We start from the raw sequence: 18,688 nt of genomic DNA on the forward strand, positions 1-18,688 counted from the left end.
GCCTACTGTCCTGGTTGTTCCAGAGCTTTTAAATACTCGTAAATAGCCACCTGGGCGCGCACTTTGCGGCGGTTGCCGCGCGGCACGTACTGGTTGCTCAGTTCTTTATCCACATAACGGGCCTTGACCGTATCGCTGAACAGGATCTCCAGAATGTCCAGAACGCGCTGTTTCAGCGCCGGATCCAGCAGCGATACCGCCACTTCGATACGGTAATCTATGTTGCGGGTCATCCAGTCGGCGGAGGACAGATACACCCGTTTGTCACCTTTATTGTCGAAAACGTAAACCCGATCGTGTTCCAAAAAGCGATCGACGATGCTGATCACCTGAATATTGTCGCTGATCCCCGGCAGGTTGGGAATCAGGGAACACATGCCCCGCACCAGCAGGCGGATCTTCACGCCGGCGCCGGACGCGGTATATAACCGATCTACCAGTCCTTTATCCACCAGATTATTTATTTTCAACATAATGCCGGCCTGTTCCCCGGCCTGCGCGTTGGCGATTTCGTTGTCGATCAGCTCATACAGCTTCAGGCGCGAGTTCTGCGGCGACACCATCAGGTTGTCGAAGGTGACCGGCCGGTAGGGGTTCTCGATAAAGTTGAATACCCGGCGCACCTCGTTGGTGATGCGTGAATCGGCGGTCAACAGCGAATAGTCGGTGTAGATGCGCGCGGTTTTTTCGTTAAAGTTGCCGGTGCCGATATGAGCATAGCGCACAATGTCATCGCCTTCACGGCGTGAAATCAGGAACAGCTTGGCGTGGATTTTCAGGCCCGGCGCGGAGAAGATCACGTGTACGCCGGCCTCGGTCAGGCGCTTCGCCCAGTGAATGTTGGCTTCTTCGTCGAAGCGCGCCTGCAGCTCGACCACCACCGTGACCTTCTTGCCGTTGTGCGCGGCGTGGATCATCGATTCGATGATGCGCGAATCTTTCGCCACTCGGTAGATGTTGATTTTGATCGCCAACACGCTCGGATCGAACGACGCCTGGCGCAGCAGTTCCAGCACGTGCTCGAAGGTGTGGTACGGGTAGTAGAGCAGCACGTCTTTTTCACGAATGGCGTCGAAGCCGTTGCGGAAACCGTCGAACCAGATGTGGCGCAGGCGCGGCAGCGGCTTGTTGACCAGATTGGCCTTGCCGACGTTCGGGAAACTGATGAAATCTTTGAAGTTGTGGTAGCGGCCGCCGGCGATCACCGAATCGTAGTTGGAGATGCCCAGCTTGCCGCGCAGCAGTTCCACCATTTCGTTCGGCATGTCGCGCTGATAAACAAAGCGCACCGGCTCGGCGGTCAGGCGCTGTTTCAGGCTGGAGGACATCAGTTCCAGCAGGCTGGATTCCATTTCGGTGACCAGATCGTACTCCGCGTCGCGGGTCATTTTCATCGAATAGGCGTTGAGCGCATCGTAGTCGAAGAAGCCCTTGAAGATATCGTCTAGGCAGTAACGCAGAATGTTGTCCAGCAGGATCATTGGCTTACGGCGGCGCGGCGCTTCCGGCGGCAGATTGACGAAGCGCGGCACCTTGTCGGACGGGATCTCCAGCAGCGCATAGTCGGTGCGGGCGCCGCGGATGATCTCCACCGCCAGATAGGTGTAGTCGTCTTTCAGGAACTGCACCAGATTGGTGTCGTGGTTGATCAGGATCGGCGTGATGTGCTGGCGCAGATGCTGTTTGAAATATTGCCGCAGCCAGATTTGCTGGTTCTCGGACACCTGGCGTTCGTTGATCAGGAAGATCTGGTTGCGGGCCATTTCCAGCAGCAGATCGTTGTACAGGCCGTCGAACTCCTGATCGGTTTTCAGCACCTTGGCCTGGATCTTTTTCAGCAGGTGGCGCGAGGAACCGGCGGAGCCTTGCTCTTCGCTGATCAGGATGCGCCGTTTGAGATCGGCGAAGCGGACTTTATAGAACTCGTCGAGGTTGTTGGAGTAAATGCCCAGAAAACGCATACGTTCAATCAGGGGATTGCTCTTATCTGCGGCTTCCTGCAACACGCGTTCATTAAAGGATAACCAGCTTAGTTCTTTTTCGATGTAGAGCTTTTCCTGACCCATTGCCACTCCAGTTCAAATTTAGAATAGGATCCGGGACGCAGCGCCCGGATGCCGCTCTAGTGTCCTTCATCATTATTGCGAGAGATTGACAGGAAAGTCCAACATATCCATTGCGTTGGCGCGCGGCGTTTTTCGGCGGCAATAAATTTTCCCCGCGGCGGGATGCTCGGCAGTAAAACGATCAGCATGAAATGACGGCTAGCAGGCTTATTCTTGGCGTTATAAAGCGTGTTTATGGTCATTTTTCAGCAATATATCAAATTCATATTGTCTGTTGGCAGTGTAAAAAACCTGGGTTGAGTCGGGTAACTTTGTCATGCAAACGTCATAAAACTGACATAAGATGCCCGGTTATCTTACGGCGTAAGCCCGATTACATCAGCGACAGCGAGACACATGACACAGACGACGGCCAATCAACATCCCCGAGATCGCATGCGCGGGCGCATCGACCGCGGCGTGCAGGCGGCAGTGACCGCCAGCGGGCTGATGGTGCTGATGACGTTGATGCTGATCTTCGTTTATCTGCTGTTTGCGGTGCTGCCGCTGTTCAAACCGGCCTCGCTTGGGCAGGCTCAGCCGCTGCCGATCGCGGTGTCGGCCCCGGCGCTGGCGCTGGGCATGGACGTGCAGCAGCGCGTGGGTTATCGCATCGACGCGCAGGGCGCGGGGCAATTTTATCGTCTGACGCCGGCGCCGAGCGGCCAGGCCCAGACGCCGCTGGTGCAGCAGACGCTGCTGGCCAAACCGGCGCTGCTCGCGCAGGCTGCCGGAGAGCGCGATCTGTTTGCGCTGGCGCAGGCCAACGGCCGGTTGGTGGTGGCACGCGCGGACTTCGCGACGGCGGAAAACGGCCGGCCGCAGTGGCAGTTCCCGCTTGGGCAACAGCCATTGGCGCTGGATCCGCAGAACAAACCGCTGAAACTGCTGTCGTTGGCGGATGCGCATCGCGGGCAGTATCTGTTGGCCGGGGTGACCGACGATCGGCGCCTGGTGTTCGGCCGCTTCAGCCCCGACCGGCCGCCGCAGTTCAGCGAGCGTCCGCTGGAGCACGACGGGGAGCAACTGGTGCTGACGCCGGATGGCCGCCAGCTTTACCTGCTGACCGGCAACCGGCTGGCGCGTTATCAGATCGACGGCGCGCAGCTGCAGCTGCGTGAAACGCGTACCCTTGGCGAACACGCCCCGTATCAGATGACGGCGCTGCCCGGCGGTAGCGCGCTGCTGATCAAGGGCGCCGACGGCAATCTGCGCGAGTGGTTCGAGGTGGAAAAAGATCGGCGCTGGCGCCTGACGCCGGTGCAGCATTTCGATCACGGTGCTGACGGGCAGGAGCTGACGGTGGCCGAGCCTTACCGCCGTGTGTTCGCCACTCTGCGGCCCGATGGCGGCTTCTCGTTATTTTCCGCCATTCAACCGCAGCCGCTGCTGAATACCCGTTTGGGTGCCGAGGTGCGGCAGATGGCGTTCGCGCCGCGCGGCGATGGTCTGCTGCTGGAGAGCGCGCAGGGCTGGCAGCGCTATGCGCTCGACAACCCGTATCCGGACGTCACCTGGCGTTCGCTGTGGGGCAAGGTGTGGTATGAGAACTACCCGCAGCCGGCCTACGTCTGGCAGTCCACCTCCGGCGAAGACAGCTACCAACCCAAATTCAGCCTGATGCCGGTGATCTTCGGCACCTTCAAGGCGGCGGCTTACGCGATGCTGTTCGCCATACCCTTGGCCTTGGCCGGCGCCATCTATACCGCTTACTTTATGACGGCGGGGCTACGGCGGGTGATCAAACCGGCTATCGAAGTGATGGGCGCGCTGCCGACGGTGGTGATCGGGCTGGTGGCAGGCATCTGGCTGGCGCCGATCATCGAGCAGTATCTGTTGGCGGTGCTGGCGTTGCCGCTGTTGCTGGCGGCGGCGGTGTTGCTGTGCGGCGCGTTGACCCATCGTTTTATGCCGCGCTGCCGGCCGGGCGTCGATCTGCTGTTGCTGTTGCCGCTGCTGGCGTTGACGGTGTGGCTGGCGTTCAGCCTGGGGCCGTGGCTGGAGGTGGCGCTGTTTGGTGAGCCGTTGCATTTCTGGCTGGGGGATAATTATGACCAGCGTAATGCGCTGGTGGTGGGCGTGGCGATGGGCTTCGCGCTGGTGCCGATCATCTTCTCGCTGGCAGAGGACGCGCTGTTCAGCGTGCCGGCCACCCTGAGCCAGGGCTCTTTGGCGCTGGGCGCCACCCAATGGCAGACGGTGATCAAGGTGGTGCTGCCTTCCGCCAGCGCCGGCATTTTCTCCGCGCTGATGATCGGCTTTGGCCGCGCGGTGGGGGAAACCATGATCGTGCTGATGGCTACCGGCAACACGCCGATTATCGACGGCAGCCTGTTCCAGGGGCTGCGCGCGCTGGCGGCCAACATCGCCATTGAAATGCCGGAGGCGGTTTCCGGCAGCAGCCATTACCGCGTGCTGTTCCTGACTGCGCTGGTGCTGTTTGTCTTCACCTTCGTGTTCAACACGCTGGCGGAGGCGGTGCGCCTGCGGTTGCGTAAGCGTTACACGCCGAATCAGGAGGCGCCATGAAGAGCTGGGTGAAGAGTGGGTCGCCGTGGGTGTGGCTGACCGCCGGTTCGGTGGCCGTCAGCCTGTTGGCGCTGATCGGCATTCTGCTACTGCTGGCCGGGCAGGGGATGCGCTATTTCTGGCCGAGCCCGGTTTATCAGTTCGAACTGAATCAGAACGGCGCTGGGCCGGTGACGGTGATCGGTGAGTTGTACCAGCAACAAAGCATTTCCCGGCGCCAACTGGCCGAGGCGGGCGTCACGCCGCCGGGCGAGGCGCAGAACGTCGAACGTTATCTGATTAAGGTCGGCAACCGCGAACGCGAGGGGCAGGATTTCCGCACCTTGCTGGCCAGCGATATCCGCAGCCAAAGCACGCCGCGCAGCCTGCTGGTGCTGGAACGCGACAGCCACGGCACCGCTTACGGCTATCTGGCGGGGCTGCTGGAAGACGGGCAACCACTGACCGGCCGCAATCTGGGGCAGGCGTTGCAGCAGCGCCTGCCGCAAATCGCCGCGCTCTCGCGCCAGGCGCACGACATTCAATTCCGCGACATGGCGCGCATCAATCAGCAGTTTGACGCGCTGCGGCTGCGGGAAAAGCGCCTGCAGCGCGACGATAAGCTGGACGCCCGCGCACAGGACGCCATCAAGGCCGAACGGCTGGAGCTGCAGCGGCAGTATCAGCTGTTGTCCGAACGTCTGGCGGGGCTGAACCGCGATCGCCAGCGCGACGCGTTGCTGCTGCGCGACATGCACGGGCAGACGTTGACCATTCCGCTCAGCCAGGTGCGCGATGCCTGGTACCCGAACGCCATGAGCACCACCGAGAAGCTGACGCACTGGGGCGAGCAGGTGAAGAAGTTTCTCACCGACAGCCCGCGCGAGGCGAATACCGAAGGCGGGGTGTTCCCGGCTATTTTCGGTACGGTGTTGATGGTGATCCTGATGTCGATCGTGGTGATGCCGTTTGGCGTGATCGCGGCGCTGTATCTGCACGAATATGCCGGCAATAATCTGCTGACGCGGGTGATCCGCATCGCGGTGGTCAATCTGGCCGGCGTGCCCTCGATCGTCTACGGCGTCTTCGGCCTCGGCTTTTTTGTTTATATGATCGGCGGCACGCTCGATCAGCTGTTCTATCCTGAATCTTTGCCCAACCCGACCTTCGGCACGCCCGGCGTGCTGTGGGCGGCGCTGACGCTGGCGCTGCTGACGCTGCCGGTGGTGATCGTCGCCACCGAGGAAGGGCTGTCGCGCATTCCCGCCTCGCTGCGGCAGGGCTCGATGGCGCTGGGCGCCAGCCGGGCCGAGACGCTGTGGCGCATCGTGCTGCCGATGGCGGCGCCGGCGATGATGACCGGCCTGATCCTGGCGGTGGCGCGCGCCGCAGGGGAGACCGCGCCGCTGATGCTGGTGGGGGTCGTGAAATCGGTGCCGGTGCTGCCGGTGGACGAGATTTTCCCGTATCTGCACCTGGAGCGGAAGTTCATGCATTTGAGCTTCCAGATCTACGATATGGCATTCCAGAGCCCGAGCGTGGAGGCGGCGCGGCCGCTGGTGTTCGCCACCGCCTTCTTGCTGGTGACGATCGTGGTGAGTTTGAATCTGGCGGCGATGGGCATCCGCCATTCGTTGAGGGAGCGGTACCGAGCATGGTCGCAGTAACAATGACGCTATTTTTGGGGAGTGCGTAATGGGTTTGATGACGCCAGGCAGTTTGCCCCGGCTGGATGTCCAGCATCTCGACGATGAACAGACCGCGCTGGCGGTCAACGGCCTGAACCTGTTTTATGGTGACAAACAGGTGCTGCACGATATTTCGCTGCGTATCCCGAAACATCGGGTGACGGCCCTGATCGGCCCTTCGGGCTGCGGCAAATCGACGCTGCTGCGCTGTTTCAATCGCATGAACGATCTGGTGGACAACTGCCGCATTGAGGGCGATCTGCAGCTGAACGGCGCGGCGATCTCCGGCGCGCAGATCGACGTGGCGGCGCTGCGGCGGCGGGTGGGCATGGTGTTCCAACGGCCGAACCCGTTCCCGAAATCGATCTATGAAAACGTGGTGTACGGCCTGCGGCTGCAGGGCGTGCGCGACCGGCGCTTGCTGGATGAAGCGGTGGAGCGTTCACTGCGCGCCGCCGCGTTGTGGCATGAGGTAAAAGACCGGCTGCGCGAAAATGCGTTCCGCTTGTCCAGCGGCCAGCAGCAGCGCCTGGTGATCGCGCGCGCCATCGCCATCGAGCCGGAAGTATTGCTGCTCGACGAGCCGACCTCGGCGCTCGATCCGATCTCCACGCTGACCATCGAAGAGCTGATTTCCGCACTCAAGCAGCGCTATAGCGTGGTGCTGGTGACGCACAACATGCAGCAAGCGGCGCGCGTCTCCGACTACACCGCCTTTATTCATCAGGGGCGGCTGGTGGAGTACAACGACACCGACGCCATTTTCACGTCGCCGCGCCAGCGCCGCACCGAGGATTATATTACCGGGCGGTATGGTTGAGGCCGTTTGGGCTATGAACAAACGAAAGGCTGCACAACCGTGCAGCCTTTTGTCTATCAGGGGCGTCAGTAATTTTTACGAATGCGGATCGCTTCTTCTACCCACTCAGCCAAATTGTCTTTTATATGGTTATAGACATTGGTGCTGGTCGAATAAGGCGGATCATAGGCTTTGGCGATTGTGGAAAGCTTTGCGTCACCCAGCTTGATGTGATCCAACGGGTTTTTACCTTTCGTGGTTTGGTCGCCGGCGCTGTCTTTCAAATTGTGTATATACACCACCAGCACGCCCATGCCTTTTTTCCAAGCCTCGCATATTTCGAAATTAATCCATTTGCGATCAGCGGTATCTTTACCGGCGAGAATCACGGCGCAGCTGCGATTGTCCAACTGGCCCTTGATCCAAGCGGCGATGGCGGCGTCACCGCCTTTTTTCACTTCCTCCCAATCGTTATCCGTGGCTGGCCGGTTACCTTCCAGCGAGCCCATTTCGCGTACCTGAGAAGCGCGCCAGTTGTCCGGCTCATAATGGAAACTGTAAAAACATTTTCTGGTCATCGGGGGTTATCCTTAGTAATGATATCGATAAGCGCCAACAGGCTTTTCTTCTTCTCCGCCAGGCTGCCCGGTTCGTTAAGCTGATCCAGCAGATTCATGGCGGCGGGGTTGCGGTAGTAGAGGGTTTCTTTCATCTCCTCCTTGATTTTTCGGTAGATCTCGGCAGATGCGCTGCCGGTACAACCGATAGGAATGCAGACGCAGCCTTGTTCCGTGGCGATCTGGAACTCTTTCAATAAACCGTCGGCCAGCACGTATTCGCCTTCGGCGTTGCGTTTGTTGCCGAACAAAAAGATTGCGATGCCGCTGAGCGAAATCATGTTCTGACGGTATTCGTGCCAAAGTGCCGGTAGGGTAATGCCGCCGCTGGCGAATTGGGGGAAAGGACGCAGCACCAGCTGGCTTTCGCTGATTTTTCCTTGGCTGTCGTAAATGGCTTCCAATGCGCCGTTGATCACCGCTGTGCCTACGCCCCAGCCGAAACCGTTGACGATGCGATACTGTTTGTGGATAAGCAGGCGCGCCAGACGATGTATGAACTGGATGGACTCTTCACGGGCATAGGGCTGGTAGTTGTCGGCGCTGCCGGAGATAAACACCGTGCTTTTCTTGAACTGCGTTTCGATGGCATACAGCAGGTCAGTGATTTGCCGATAGTCATCCACCAACAGCGTTTGAATGCCGTAACGGCGCAGATCGTTAATCATCAAGCCTTGTTTGCGGCTGTTGTAATCGCAAGACGCCTGATCCTCGCTGCCGCTGTCGCCGAGCTGGACGCGCCGCATGATGCAGTAGTGGTTTCTCTGCCCTTCGCCGTACTGCGCGTAAAGGCGGCTCAATACATATTGCAGGTTGGGGTCTTCAAAGCTGAAACCGATAAACAGGAAGGTTTTGGCAGTCAGCTCCGCCATCAGCATGTTGATAAAAGGAAGGTGTGTACGGGAGTAAGTTTCGTATTGTTCGCGGGTGATAATCGCCTGGTTGGGATTTCTATAGTCACCATGCATTTTATATAAAACAACATCACGTTTATGAATGTTATTAGTCAGGCTTTCCGGCGTGGTTTTGACGTCGCAGACGCGATTATAACGGGCATAGGTTTTTTCAATCAGGTCGTCGTAGTTAGTGGTCCAAAGTGACGCTATCGGTAATCTGGCGATAATCCGGTGGTTTTCTGTTTCTTCCGCCTGTTCAGCGAATTCTGTAATTATTTTTTGATTTATCTTATGTCTGTTGCCTTTTTCATTGAGGTGATATTGCGCCAGAGAAATAAGATCGCTCTCTTTTTCGATATCCAGCTCCAGTTCATAAGCGATATCGCCGATAAGCTCTTTCCAGCTAACGAAACCGGCGGGGATGGACAGCCCGGCGCCGGCAAACAGCGCAGCGCTGCCGGCTTTGATATCATTAACGTAATCTCGAATAAACAGTTCTATATCACGGTTAAACATGAGGCTATTCCCGATATTGTTTTTCTTTATTGGTTAATTAATAACTATGTTTTTTATGAATTAATTATGCGAATAGAACTACCAAGATAAAATGACGAGTTAACTTTGTAAACTCTGCTTGTTTGTTTTTGTCGATATTGAATGTGTTATTTTAATATTGAATTTATTTGCTCTTATTATTTGTTTTTTTAATTTTAATATTAATTAAATGCACTCTGGGTAATAAGACACGGTGGTTGTGGCATATCTGCATTTTTTGTCACATTGTGACTTTGATTAAATGGAAGTGATTCTCATTATCGTTGATTTGCGGCGTAAATTGTATATACTTCGCTAAGGTATGTAAGTTAACGTAAATGGATGTGTTTAAATGTGTGCATGGAAGCTGAGGATTTGGCCTGTGCTCTTGGCGTTTTGCAGCTCTGCGTGGTGCGCGGAAATCACCAGCCCTGCTGACCGCGACAGCATTACCCAACAGCAGAAAACGTTGCTGGAACAGGCGCAGCAGCAACGCGAGGCGCTGCAAAATAGCGTTGAACTGCCGGCGTTACCGCTGCCTGAGCCGGCCGCCGCAGGGGCGGTTTGCCAAACGGTGCGGCAGATTGTTTTTGAGAGCGCCGAGCATCTTTCCTGGTCGGTGAAAGAAAGCCTGGCGCGCCCGTATCAGGGAAGCTGTCTGACGCTGGAGCACATCAACCGCCTGGTGCGTGAAACCACCAATGCTTATCTGCAACGCGGCTATGTCACTTCGCAGGCCTGGCTGCAGGAGCAGGATATCTCCCGTGGCGTGTTGGTCGTCAGCGTCAGCGAAGGGCGAATCGAGTCCATCACGCAGAATGGCGAGCAGACGCCGGCGCTGAAGATGGCATTTCCCGGCCTGGTCGGCGACGTATTGAATCTGCGCGATATCGAGCAGGGCATGGAGCAGCTCAACCGGCTGGCTTCGCAGCAGGTGACCATCGATATTCAACCTGGCGAGCAACCCGGCTTTTCCAACGTGGTTTTGCTGCGTGGCGCCACGCGCGCGCCGGTCTCTTTCTCTTTCGGCGCCGATAACAGCGGCCAGAAAAGCACCGGCACCGGGCAGATGAATGCCGGCGTGGTGCTGGACAACCCGCTGCGCCTGGCCGACCAGTGGTCGCTCTCCGCAGCGCGCAATAACGATTTCAGCCCGCATCATCGCAGCCGCAGCCTGAACGGCAGCGTCACCTTACCCTATGGCTATTGGCTGTTCAGCTACCAGTACGCCTGGAACGATTTTTTCCAGCAGGTGCCATTCAACGGCGCGGCTTACCGCTATCAAGGCAATAACCAGACCCAGCGTTTGGGCGCCAACCGCACGTTGCTGCGGGATGGCAAACGCAAGCTGGCCGTCGATATCGGGCTGGCGCGGCGCACCACGGAAAATAAGCTGGCGGGTGAACGGTTGGGCGTCAGCAGCCCGACGCTCAGCATTGCCAGCCTGGGCCTCAATTACAGCGCGGTCGCGGGCGGCGGCTATATGACGCTGAACCCGACGGTAAGCCGCGGGCTGCGCATGCTGGGCGCCACCGCCGACGATCCGGAGCGCGACGGAGCGCCGCGCAGCGAGTTCCGCAAGCTTGGCCTCGGCGCCAGTTATTTCTATCCGCTCGCACCCTCCCTCTACTACCTGACCTCGGCCTATGGGCAAACCAGCGCAGACAACCTGTATGCCGGGGAGCGCATTTCCATCGGCGGGCAATACTCGGTGCGTGGCTTTAAAGAGCAGTACCTGACCGGTAATCGCGGCGCCTACTGGCGCAATGAACTCAACTGGCAATGGCAGACCTTGCCGAGGCTGGGGGAGCTTTCTTTGACCGGCGCGTTAGACGCCGGCTGGCTGCAGGGGCGCGCCGGGCAGATAGACGGCGGCAGCGTCGTCGGGGCGGCGCTGGGCGCCACGCTAAGCGGCCGCTGGTTCAATCAGGCGGTCACCGTCGGTAAACCGCTGACGCACCCAGACAGCCTGCAACCGGATCGTTGGGTGGCCTACTGGCAAGCCACCGTCACGTTATAACGCCAGCACATAGCAGGAGCGCCTCGGCGTTCAAAACAACATCCTTTCGAAGGAATGAATATGGATAAGCTCAATCATCCGCTGGCGCGGGGCGCCAGCTATTTGCTGATCTACCTGACGGCTTTCCAGCCGTTGCACCCGGCGTTCGCCGCCGGCATTACCGCCGCTAACGGCAATACGCAGGTGGTTATCAAGCCGGGCAACGTACCGGTGGTGAATATCGCCACGCCGAACGGTGCGGGCATCTCCCACAACACCTATAAAGATTTCAACGTTGGGCCACAGGGTGCCGTATTGAATAACGCCACGCACGGCGGCAAAACGCAGCTGGGCGTGGAGATCTACAGCGCGCAGGGCAACACCTACCTGAAGGGAAAACCGGCGGAGTTGATCATCAATGAGGTGATCGGCGGCAGTCGTTCCGAGTTGCAGGGTAAACTCGAGGTATTCGGCAACAAGGCCAACGTGATGATCGCCAACCCGAATGGCATCACCTGCGACGGCTGCGGCTTTATCAACGCGCCGGGCGTGACGCTGACCACCGGCAAACCGCAGTTCGACAAGCAGGGCGCGCTGGAAGCGCTGGAGGTGAAAAAAGGCGGCGTCACCATCGGCGGTAAAGGGCTGGACGGCAGCGGCGCCGACTATGTCGATATCATCAGCCGCGCCACCGAGTTGAACGGCAAAATCAATGCACAAAATCTGTCTCTGACTCAGGGCGCCAACCGCATCAGCTTCAAGGACGGCAGCATCAAACCGATCGCCGGTGAAGGCGCTAAGCCCCAACTGGCCGTGGATACCAAAGCGCTGGGCGGCATGTACGCCAACAAAATCCGCCTGGTGGCCAACGAGGATGGGGTGGGGGTGAACCTGAAAGACCTCATCAGCAAACAGCGGGATATTACGCTGAGCGTTAACGGTAACCTGGTGCTTAACGGCACCACGCACAGCAAGGGTGACCTCAATGTCAGTGCCAAGGGATTGCACATTACGCGGGGTACTGTCGTGCAGGCGGACGGCAACGCCACGCTGGCAGCAACGACGCTGGTGAATGACGGGCAAACCAGCACCAGCGGCGATATGCGCATCTTCGGCGACCATATCCGCAACGCCGGGGAAAACGCCAAGTTGCACGCCAATAAAAATATGTGGATCCAAAAGGATGCTCAGGGCAACAAGGCTAAATCCGTCGAGAACCGTTCGGCGAAAATCCTGACCAACAGCGGCGATTTAGTGATACGCACGGAGAGTTTGAACAACGTTCGCCAGCAGTTCGCCATTTCCTCCAACAACGCGCCGAAGGACAACAAGGATATCGATCGTTGGTTGGCTGATGGTGTGTACGAGGGGCAATTCGATTACCAATTTTTTGATTATTTGGCGGACTTTGAAGATAAAAATTTCACCTGGTTGGGACACGTCGATTTCAAAAAAACGCCCTGGGTTAACAGTGAACGCGCGCGTTTTACCGTAGTGACCGACAGCCGTCCCGCAGAAATCATTTCAGGGAAGAATGCCTACATTAATGCGTCGGAGCTTTGGAACCACGTCAGCACAATAAAAGCGACTAACGATCTGATTTTAACTGGTAATAATCTGGGCGTGCGCAGTGAAATGACGGGGGACATGAACGACTATGCACTGTTCGAACCGAAGGTGCCGAATCCTAACGTTGTTCTGGGACATAAATGGCAGGATCAGAAATCGTCGATCCCGGAATATGTCATTTATGTCAGAAAAGGCGGGCAAAAGAGCTGGTCGGCTTCTGGCTATCCGGCCTCAGCCATGTTGGCGGGCGGCAATTTGGTTGCGGATTTTAAAAATCAGATAGAAATTAAAACTTCGACGCCGGCGGGAAATCAGCTTAGTGAGGTGGTGGCTTCGGGACGGCCTGACTCACTGGTAGCTCACAACATTGTGCTGCATGCGGGACGTGTTATCAGTACCGATAAAATAAACGCGCGTAACGACCTGACTGTGGTTGCCGATGATGTGTTTTACACCGACGGTGCTGAGCTAACTGCGGGCAAGAGTCTGAACGTTGCAGCAGTGAATGAGCTGGATGCCCGTCAAAGCTATCTGAAGGGACATCATGTCACTTTGACCAGCCGCAACGGCAACGTCAAAGTGCACACTGTACCTAGCCCGCGCTATTTCGGCGTCGATGGTGCCCGCTGGCTGAGCCAATTGAATGCTGCCGGGGACTTAACCTTAAATGCCGGGCAAGGTATTTATCTACGTAACACGCACTTCGCGCCGCAAAGCCAAAATATTGCAATGACGGCGAACGGCACTGTTTCGATTGTCAGAAATGACGAGGCGTTGAATAACGATCGTTTAGCGCAGAATTTATCTCCTGAACAACGACAAACGCAGTTCAACCAACTGCTAAATGCCGGACAGTTGAACGCCAGTGGTTCAGTGCTGCTCAACAGCGGCGGTTATCTGGCGTTGCGCGGGACGCACATTAAAGCAGGTAAAGATGTCACGCTGTTGGCCGGCCATAATGCCGATCTGAACTATCGCGAATTGGGGGAGCAATTTAGTCGCTTGTTCCCCTCTTCCCGCACGCCTGAACTGGGTAGCCGGGTACACGCCGGCGGCAATTTATTGATTAACTCGGCCCGCGACATCGGCACACAGGGCGGCGCGCTCTCCGCCAACGGTAATATCACGCTGCTGGCCGGGCAGAATCTATGGTTGTCGAATCTGGCCTATTCCGCCATTGATGCCGCCAACGACAACAACAAAGACGATCGCCATGTGGTCACTACCCTCAGCGCCGGGAAAAACCTGACCGCGTCGGCGAACAACCAACTGCTGACTTACGGCGCCAAGCTGACTTCCGGCGCCAACATGACGCTGACCTCCGGCGGCGATATGCGCTTCGAGGCGGTGCAAAACCACACTTACCGCGAGAGCGGCAACGAGTTCACCGAAACCCGTACCCAGCAAGGTACCGAGCTGAATGCCGGCGGCCTGATGACGGTGATTTCCGGCGGCAGCATTCTGTTCCAGGCGACCAAGCTGGTGGTTAAAGGATTAGGGGCGAACTGGAAATCACCGGTAGCGGTGACGGATTGGGGGAGTCGTATTGCGTCGGCGGAGCAGGCGGTTAGAAATGCAGAGCAAAATGTCAATCAAAAACAGAATGTGCTGAACAACGTTAGAAATACGCCTGAAGGCTTGTTACTCGATAATCCAGCTCAGCATCCTATTTCATACAAGCACAGTAGTTCTGTAACGATACCGGGCACGGGGACTTATCACCTCGATATGGGGAATATTGAAATAAAAACCCGTTCAGATCTGGATAGATTGCTTAATGAGGGAGGAAAGGCATTTGACCCATTCCCTTATGGTGTCGATCCTGCGGAAACATCCGGTGATGGTTATGAGATTGCGCTGGCAATTCGAAAAAAGACGATAGATGAATATGAAAATTTGCGTCAACGCATAATCAAAAAAAAGAATGAGATATACGCAGCCCAACAAGCATTGAATTCTGTTGATAGTGAAAAGGTAAACGCAAATAGGAAATTAGTTAGCGTTCGACAGGAAGCCCAAGCTAAACATGCGGAAGAAACAAGGCTGAAAGCCTATGCCGACGCCCACAACCAGGCCGAAGCCATGCGTGTCGGCAATATGGATATAGCCGCCAAGGGTGGCTATCTCTACGCCCAGGCGATGGAGGAGTCCAGCCACTACGAGAAAAAGGAAACCAAGCGCAAATGGTGGGGTAAGAAAACCGAGGTTAAGCAGACCCGCCATGACGTGACCAACAAGGTCACCGAGTTTACCGCCGCAGGCAATATCACGCTGATGAGCCGCGACGACAGCACCTATGAAGCCAGCAAAATCGCCGCCGGGCAAAACGCGCGCCTGACCAGCTCCCGTGGCCAGGTTAACTTCCGTGCGGTGAAAAACACCTCTTTCGAACAGACCGTCAGCAATTCGAAAGGCTTCTTTATCAAGCAGGCCAATAAAGGATACGAAGACAATAAGTGGGTGCTGCCGAGCATTCATACCGGTGGAGCCCTGACCGTGGAAGCCGCCAAGGGCGTCAGCGCCGATGTGAAGGTGAAAAACGGGCAGGCGCTGCAAAGCGCCATCGACGCCTTGGGCAATACGCCGGGCACCACCTGGGTCAAAGATCTGAACAAGCGCAACGACGTGCAGTGGAGCAAGGTCAAAGACGCTTACGACAGCTGGGATTACAAAAGCCAGCACCTGAACCCGGCGGTGGCGGCGGTGATCGCCATTGCGGCCGCGGCGGTGACCGCGGGCAGTTCATTGGCGGCTACGGCGGCTTCCAGCGTTTCCGGCGCCGTAGGCGGCGGGGCGATAACCAGCGGCGCAGTCACCGCTGGTATGTCTTCTTTGGCCTCTCAGGCGGCGGTGGCGCTGGTGGAGAATCAGGGCAACCTGTCGAAAACCCTGCAGGCGTTGGGCCGAAATGAAAACGTCAAAGCGACCGCCACGGCGATGGCGATCGGCGGCGCGCTCAATGGCTTCGACAGCGCGATGGGCTGGAGCAAGGACGCGGCGGGCAAACCGCTTAACCCGAACAACGTCAAACTGCCGCAGCTGAGCAACGGTGACTGGAGCAAGGTGGCGCAGCGGGTGGCCGGGCAGTCGGTCATCAGCTCCAGCCTGAATACCGCCATTAATGGCGGCAGTTTCAAAGACAACCTGACCAATGCGCTGCTGGCGAACATCGGCAGTCAGGTTCAGGCCGAGGGCGCCAACCTGATTGGGGATAACGGTCAGGTTCTCGATATACCGGGCCGGGCCGTAAGCCATGCCGTTCTGGCGGGCGTGGCCGCAGAAATCGGCAAGGGCAATGCCAAAGGCGCGGCGGCCGGGGCGCTGGCAGCGGAGCTGGCCGGGGTGATCATCAATGATAATCTGGTCAGAAGTGAAGGTTGGCAAGAGCGTCAGGCTCAGATCAGCCGCGTAGCGGGCGCCTTTGCAGGGGCCATCGTAACTGCCAAAGCCGCAGGTGCCACCAGCGGTGCAAATGCGGGGGAGTTTGTCGAACGCTTCAATCGACAGCTGCATCAGGAAGAACTCAACGCGATTAAAGAGTTGGCTAAGGGCGACAAGGAAAAAGAAGCGCGTCTGATGGCGGCTTCATGCCGAAAAGTAGCTTGCACCACGCAAGAGGCGTTGAGCTCAGACGAACGCAAGCAGTTTGAAGCCCTGATGAATAAGTACCCGTCAACGCGGGATGAAGACGGTCTCATCGCCAACTACTGGGTACAAAAAGAGCGTCAGCGCTTCGGCAACTATCCGGCGTTTGCCGGCTATGACAGCGAAAAGTTATTCACGTATGATTTGGGCGACCAGATAACCGACGGCCAGCTGTTTGCTCGCAACCAGCAGATAGAACAAATCAGCAAGTTGACTGGGTGGTCGCCGGACTGGGTGAATGCCTCGGTGATGGCGGTCTCTATTGCCAGCACATTTGCCGGTATGGGTAAAGCAAACGTCGGCAACCAATACCTGTCATCCAAATTGGTAGGCCCAACCAGCGCCTGGAAAGGGTATCTGGTCAATGAGAAGACCGTTCAACAGGCGGCTGCGTTCAGGCAGCAAGTGCTGGATGCTAGGGCGCCATTTGCGGAAAAAATCCGAAAAAAAGGAAATGCAGCTGTTGCACAAATCGATGTTCCTGGTATGCCGAAAACACTTGCGGCACACAGCAGGATAGCTAAAGCAGAAAAAAGTTTCATAGGTGATGGAAACCAAAACTTTAAATATGAAACCATTAAAAGTTCTGATGGTATCCTCATATCTAGGAATACAGATTCAGAGTACAAAATTCTGGACAACCTGGCTGATAAGTTAGGTAACAATGTATCAGCTGAGGGGAGAGTCACCATTTTCACTGAACGTGCTGCATGTGATAGCTGCTTGGGTGTCGTAGAACAATTTCAGAAAAAATACCCTGGAATAAAAGTAGAGGTTCTCGACAATAACGACGTAATGCTGATCCCTGGGAGATTGAAATGATGGATGAAGAACGCATGACTTATGAAGAATTGCGAGCTGAGTATTTAGATTGCTTTTATAGCTGTTGTAGAAGTCACATTAATGCTTTTAATAAAAATGGTACGACCTGGGAGTACGGTATTGAAGAAATAGGGTATGCATCTTATCAATACGAAAATGCACAGTTATCGCCTGTGGAAATGTTAATGCTGAAAGTGTTTACACTCATCCTTATAGCCGGTAGAGGGCCAAAAGATGTTGAGAATAATTACCGAAACTCAATTTCTTCCATTTTGGAAAAAACAAACCTTGAATCTCTAATTCAAGGTATTGGCGAAGATGAAAAAAGCGATTTGCTTTATGATATGGAGTTGCTTGGATTGCTTGAGAAGCCTGAGTAACCTCACCGCTCCCAACAGTTTGAGGTTAGGCACGCTTTGCTCATGCAAATGAGCCAAGGTAAAAAGTACCACTATAGGCCACGGTTGACGGAAATCTAACACCCATATGAACGGCTCTTCGGAGCCGTTTTCTGTTTTTAACGTCCCCGCCCCGAAACCCGCAACACTACCCCCACCAGCAGCAACGCAGCCCCTGAGGCATAGAGCGGGAACCAACGCGTCCACCAGAGTGAGGAAAACAGCGGGGTGCTATTGGGATCTGCGGAGGCGTAGCCGCTATAGGTATTCAGGCCGGCGGCGATGGCGAGCATCGCCAGGCCGATAAAAAGCAGCAGGTTTGAGACGGTCGTCATGGCATTTTTCCTTTGTAGAGGCAGAGGGTAACTCTTATTATCACTATTAATTATTGTTCGATTAATTATCTTGGGAAATATTATTTATTTTCGTATTCATCAGGCTATTTCCTGACGATAAAATAATATGCCTTAATACTAGCTGCTTATTTCCCAAGAGAAAACCCGCCTGGGCGGGTTTTCTCTTTTTTCTCGCGAATTGTCACTTCACCAGCGGCTTATCATTGGGCGTTTTGAACTTCGCCAGGTATTGCGGCTGGAAGATGCACATGCGCAGCACGGTGCGGTATTCGCCGTTGACGAAGAACTCGTCGATCAGTTCGCCTTCCACGTTGAAGCCCAGCTTGCTGTAGATGTGGATCGCCTTCGGGTTCTCCTTGTCGACGATCAGGTACAGCTTGTACAGGTTCAGCACCGAGAAACCGTAGTCCATCGCCAGACGGGCGGCGGTGCTGGCGTAGCCTTTGCCCTGGTGGGCAGGATCGATGATGATCTGGAACTCAGCGCGGCGGTGGATGTGATCGATCTCCACCAGCTCTACCAGGCCGACCTTGGCGCCTTCGTGCTCGATGATAAAGCGGCGCTCACTCTGATCGTGGATGTGTTTGTCGTAGAGATCGGAAAGCTCGACAAAGGCTTCGTAGGGTTCTTCAAACCAATAGCGCATGACGCTGGCGTTGTTGTCCATCTGGTGGACGAACGACAGATCGTCCCGTTCCAATGGGCGTAACCTGACGCTGGCAGTGCTGGACATGTGGGCTCCTCTGTGCCGT

At 56.2% G+C, this 18,688-nt stretch carries 11 protein-coding genes; 6 read left to right on the top strand and 5 right to left on the bottom strand.

Annotation, left to right across the window (positions count from 1 at the left end; all coding sequences use genetic code 11):
• Positions 1-2: 2 nt before the first annotated feature.
• Positions 3-2,066, bottom strand: a complete 2,064-nt coding sequence (gene ppk1 / locus WA302_RS09240) for a polyphosphate kinase 1 (protein WP_025303849.1) — start codon at positions 2,064-2,066, stop codon at positions 3-5.
• A 396-nt stretch (positions 2,067-2,462) separates the two neighbouring features.
• On the opposite strand from ppk1, the gene WA302_RS09245 reads away from it, so the two are divergent.
• Genes WA302_RS09245 through pstB form a run of 3 tightly spaced genes read left to right on the top strand, consistent with a single transcriptional unit; the run spans position 2,463 to position 7,121 of the window.
• Complete coding sequence (locus tag WA302_RS09245; RefSeq protein WP_049204840.1) at positions 2,463-4,634, top strand: ABC transporter permease subunit; 2,172 nt, start codon at positions 2,463-2,465, stop codon at positions 4,632-4,634.
• Entirely contained in the window at positions 4,631-6,280 is a 1,650-nt protein-coding gene (gene pstA / locus WA302_RS09250; protein WP_049209520.1) for a phosphate ABC transporter permease PstA, read from the top strand. The genes WA302_RS09245 and pstA overlap by 4 nt, the downstream gene beginning before the upstream one ends.
• A 28-nt stretch (positions 6,281-6,308) precedes the next feature.
• On the top strand, positions 6,309-7,121 hold the full coding sequence (pstB, locus tag WA302_RS09255) for a phosphate ABC transporter ATP-binding protein PstB (protein WP_019452422.1): 813 nt from the start codon (positions 6,309-6,311) through the stop codon (positions 7,119-7,121).
• Between the two features lie 65 nt (positions 7,122-7,186).
• On the opposite strand, the gene WA302_RS09260 is transcribed toward pstB, so the two are convergent.
• Positions 7,187-7,678 (bottom strand): TIR domain-containing protein, encoded by a 492-nt coding sequence (locus WA302_RS09260; protein ID WP_049296092.1) that lies wholly within the window; start codon positions 7,676-7,678, stop codon positions 7,187-7,189.
• The gene (locus WA302_RS09265; RefSeq protein WP_049296091.1) at positions 7,675-9,129 is read right to left on the bottom strand and encodes an SIR2 family protein; all 1,455 of its coding nucleotides are present in this window, start codon (positions 9,127-9,129) and stop codon (positions 7,675-7,677) included. The genes WA302_RS09260 and WA302_RS09265 overlap by 4 nt, the downstream gene beginning before the upstream one ends.
• 370 nt (positions 9,130-9,499) lie before the next feature.
• Between WA302_RS09265 and WA302_RS09270 the strand changes: the two genes are divergently transcribed.
• The 3 genes from WA302_RS09270 to WA302_RS09280 are packed head-to-tail and all read left to right on the top strand — an operon-like array spanning position 9,500 to position 17,562.
• A complete protein-coding gene (locus WA302_RS09270; RefSeq protein WP_043140462.1) occupies positions 9,500-11,167 on the top strand; it encodes a ShlB/FhaC/HecB family hemolysin secretion/activation protein in 1,668 nt (555 codons plus the stop codon).
• 60 nt (positions 11,168-11,227) lie between these two features.
• Entirely contained in the window at positions 11,228-17,182 is a 5,955-nt protein-coding gene (locus WA302_RS09275) for a DUF637 domain-containing protein (RefSeq protein WP_336063663.1), read from the top strand.
• Entirely contained in the window at positions 17,179-17,562 is a 384-nt protein-coding gene (locus WA302_RS09280) for a hypothetical protein (RefSeq protein WP_043140454.1), read from the top strand. The genes WA302_RS09275 and WA302_RS09280 overlap by 4 nt, the downstream gene beginning before the upstream one ends.
• Positions 17,563-17,699: 137 nt before the next feature.
• On the opposite strand, the gene WA302_RS09285 is transcribed toward WA302_RS09280, so the two are convergent.
• Together WA302_RS09285 and speG are read right to left on the bottom strand one after the other, a co-directional pair.
• Entirely contained in the window at positions 17,700-17,915 is a 216-nt protein-coding gene (locus WA302_RS09285; protein ID WP_043140451.1) for a hypothetical protein, read from the bottom strand.
• Between the two features lie 202 nt (positions 17,916-18,117).
• Positions 18,118-18,669, bottom strand: coding sequence for a spermidine N1-acetyltransferase (gene speG, locus WA302_RS09290; RefSeq protein WP_004941631.1), 552 nt, complete (start codon positions 18,667-18,669; stop codon positions 18,118-18,120).
• Positions 18,670-18,688: the final 19 nt, after the last annotated feature.

The organism is Serratia sp. 201 (genome assembly GCF_037027545.1).
Taxonomy (GTDB): domain Bacteria; phylum Pseudomonadota; class Gammaproteobacteria; order Enterobacterales; family Enterobacteriaceae; genus Serratia; species Serratia bockelmannii.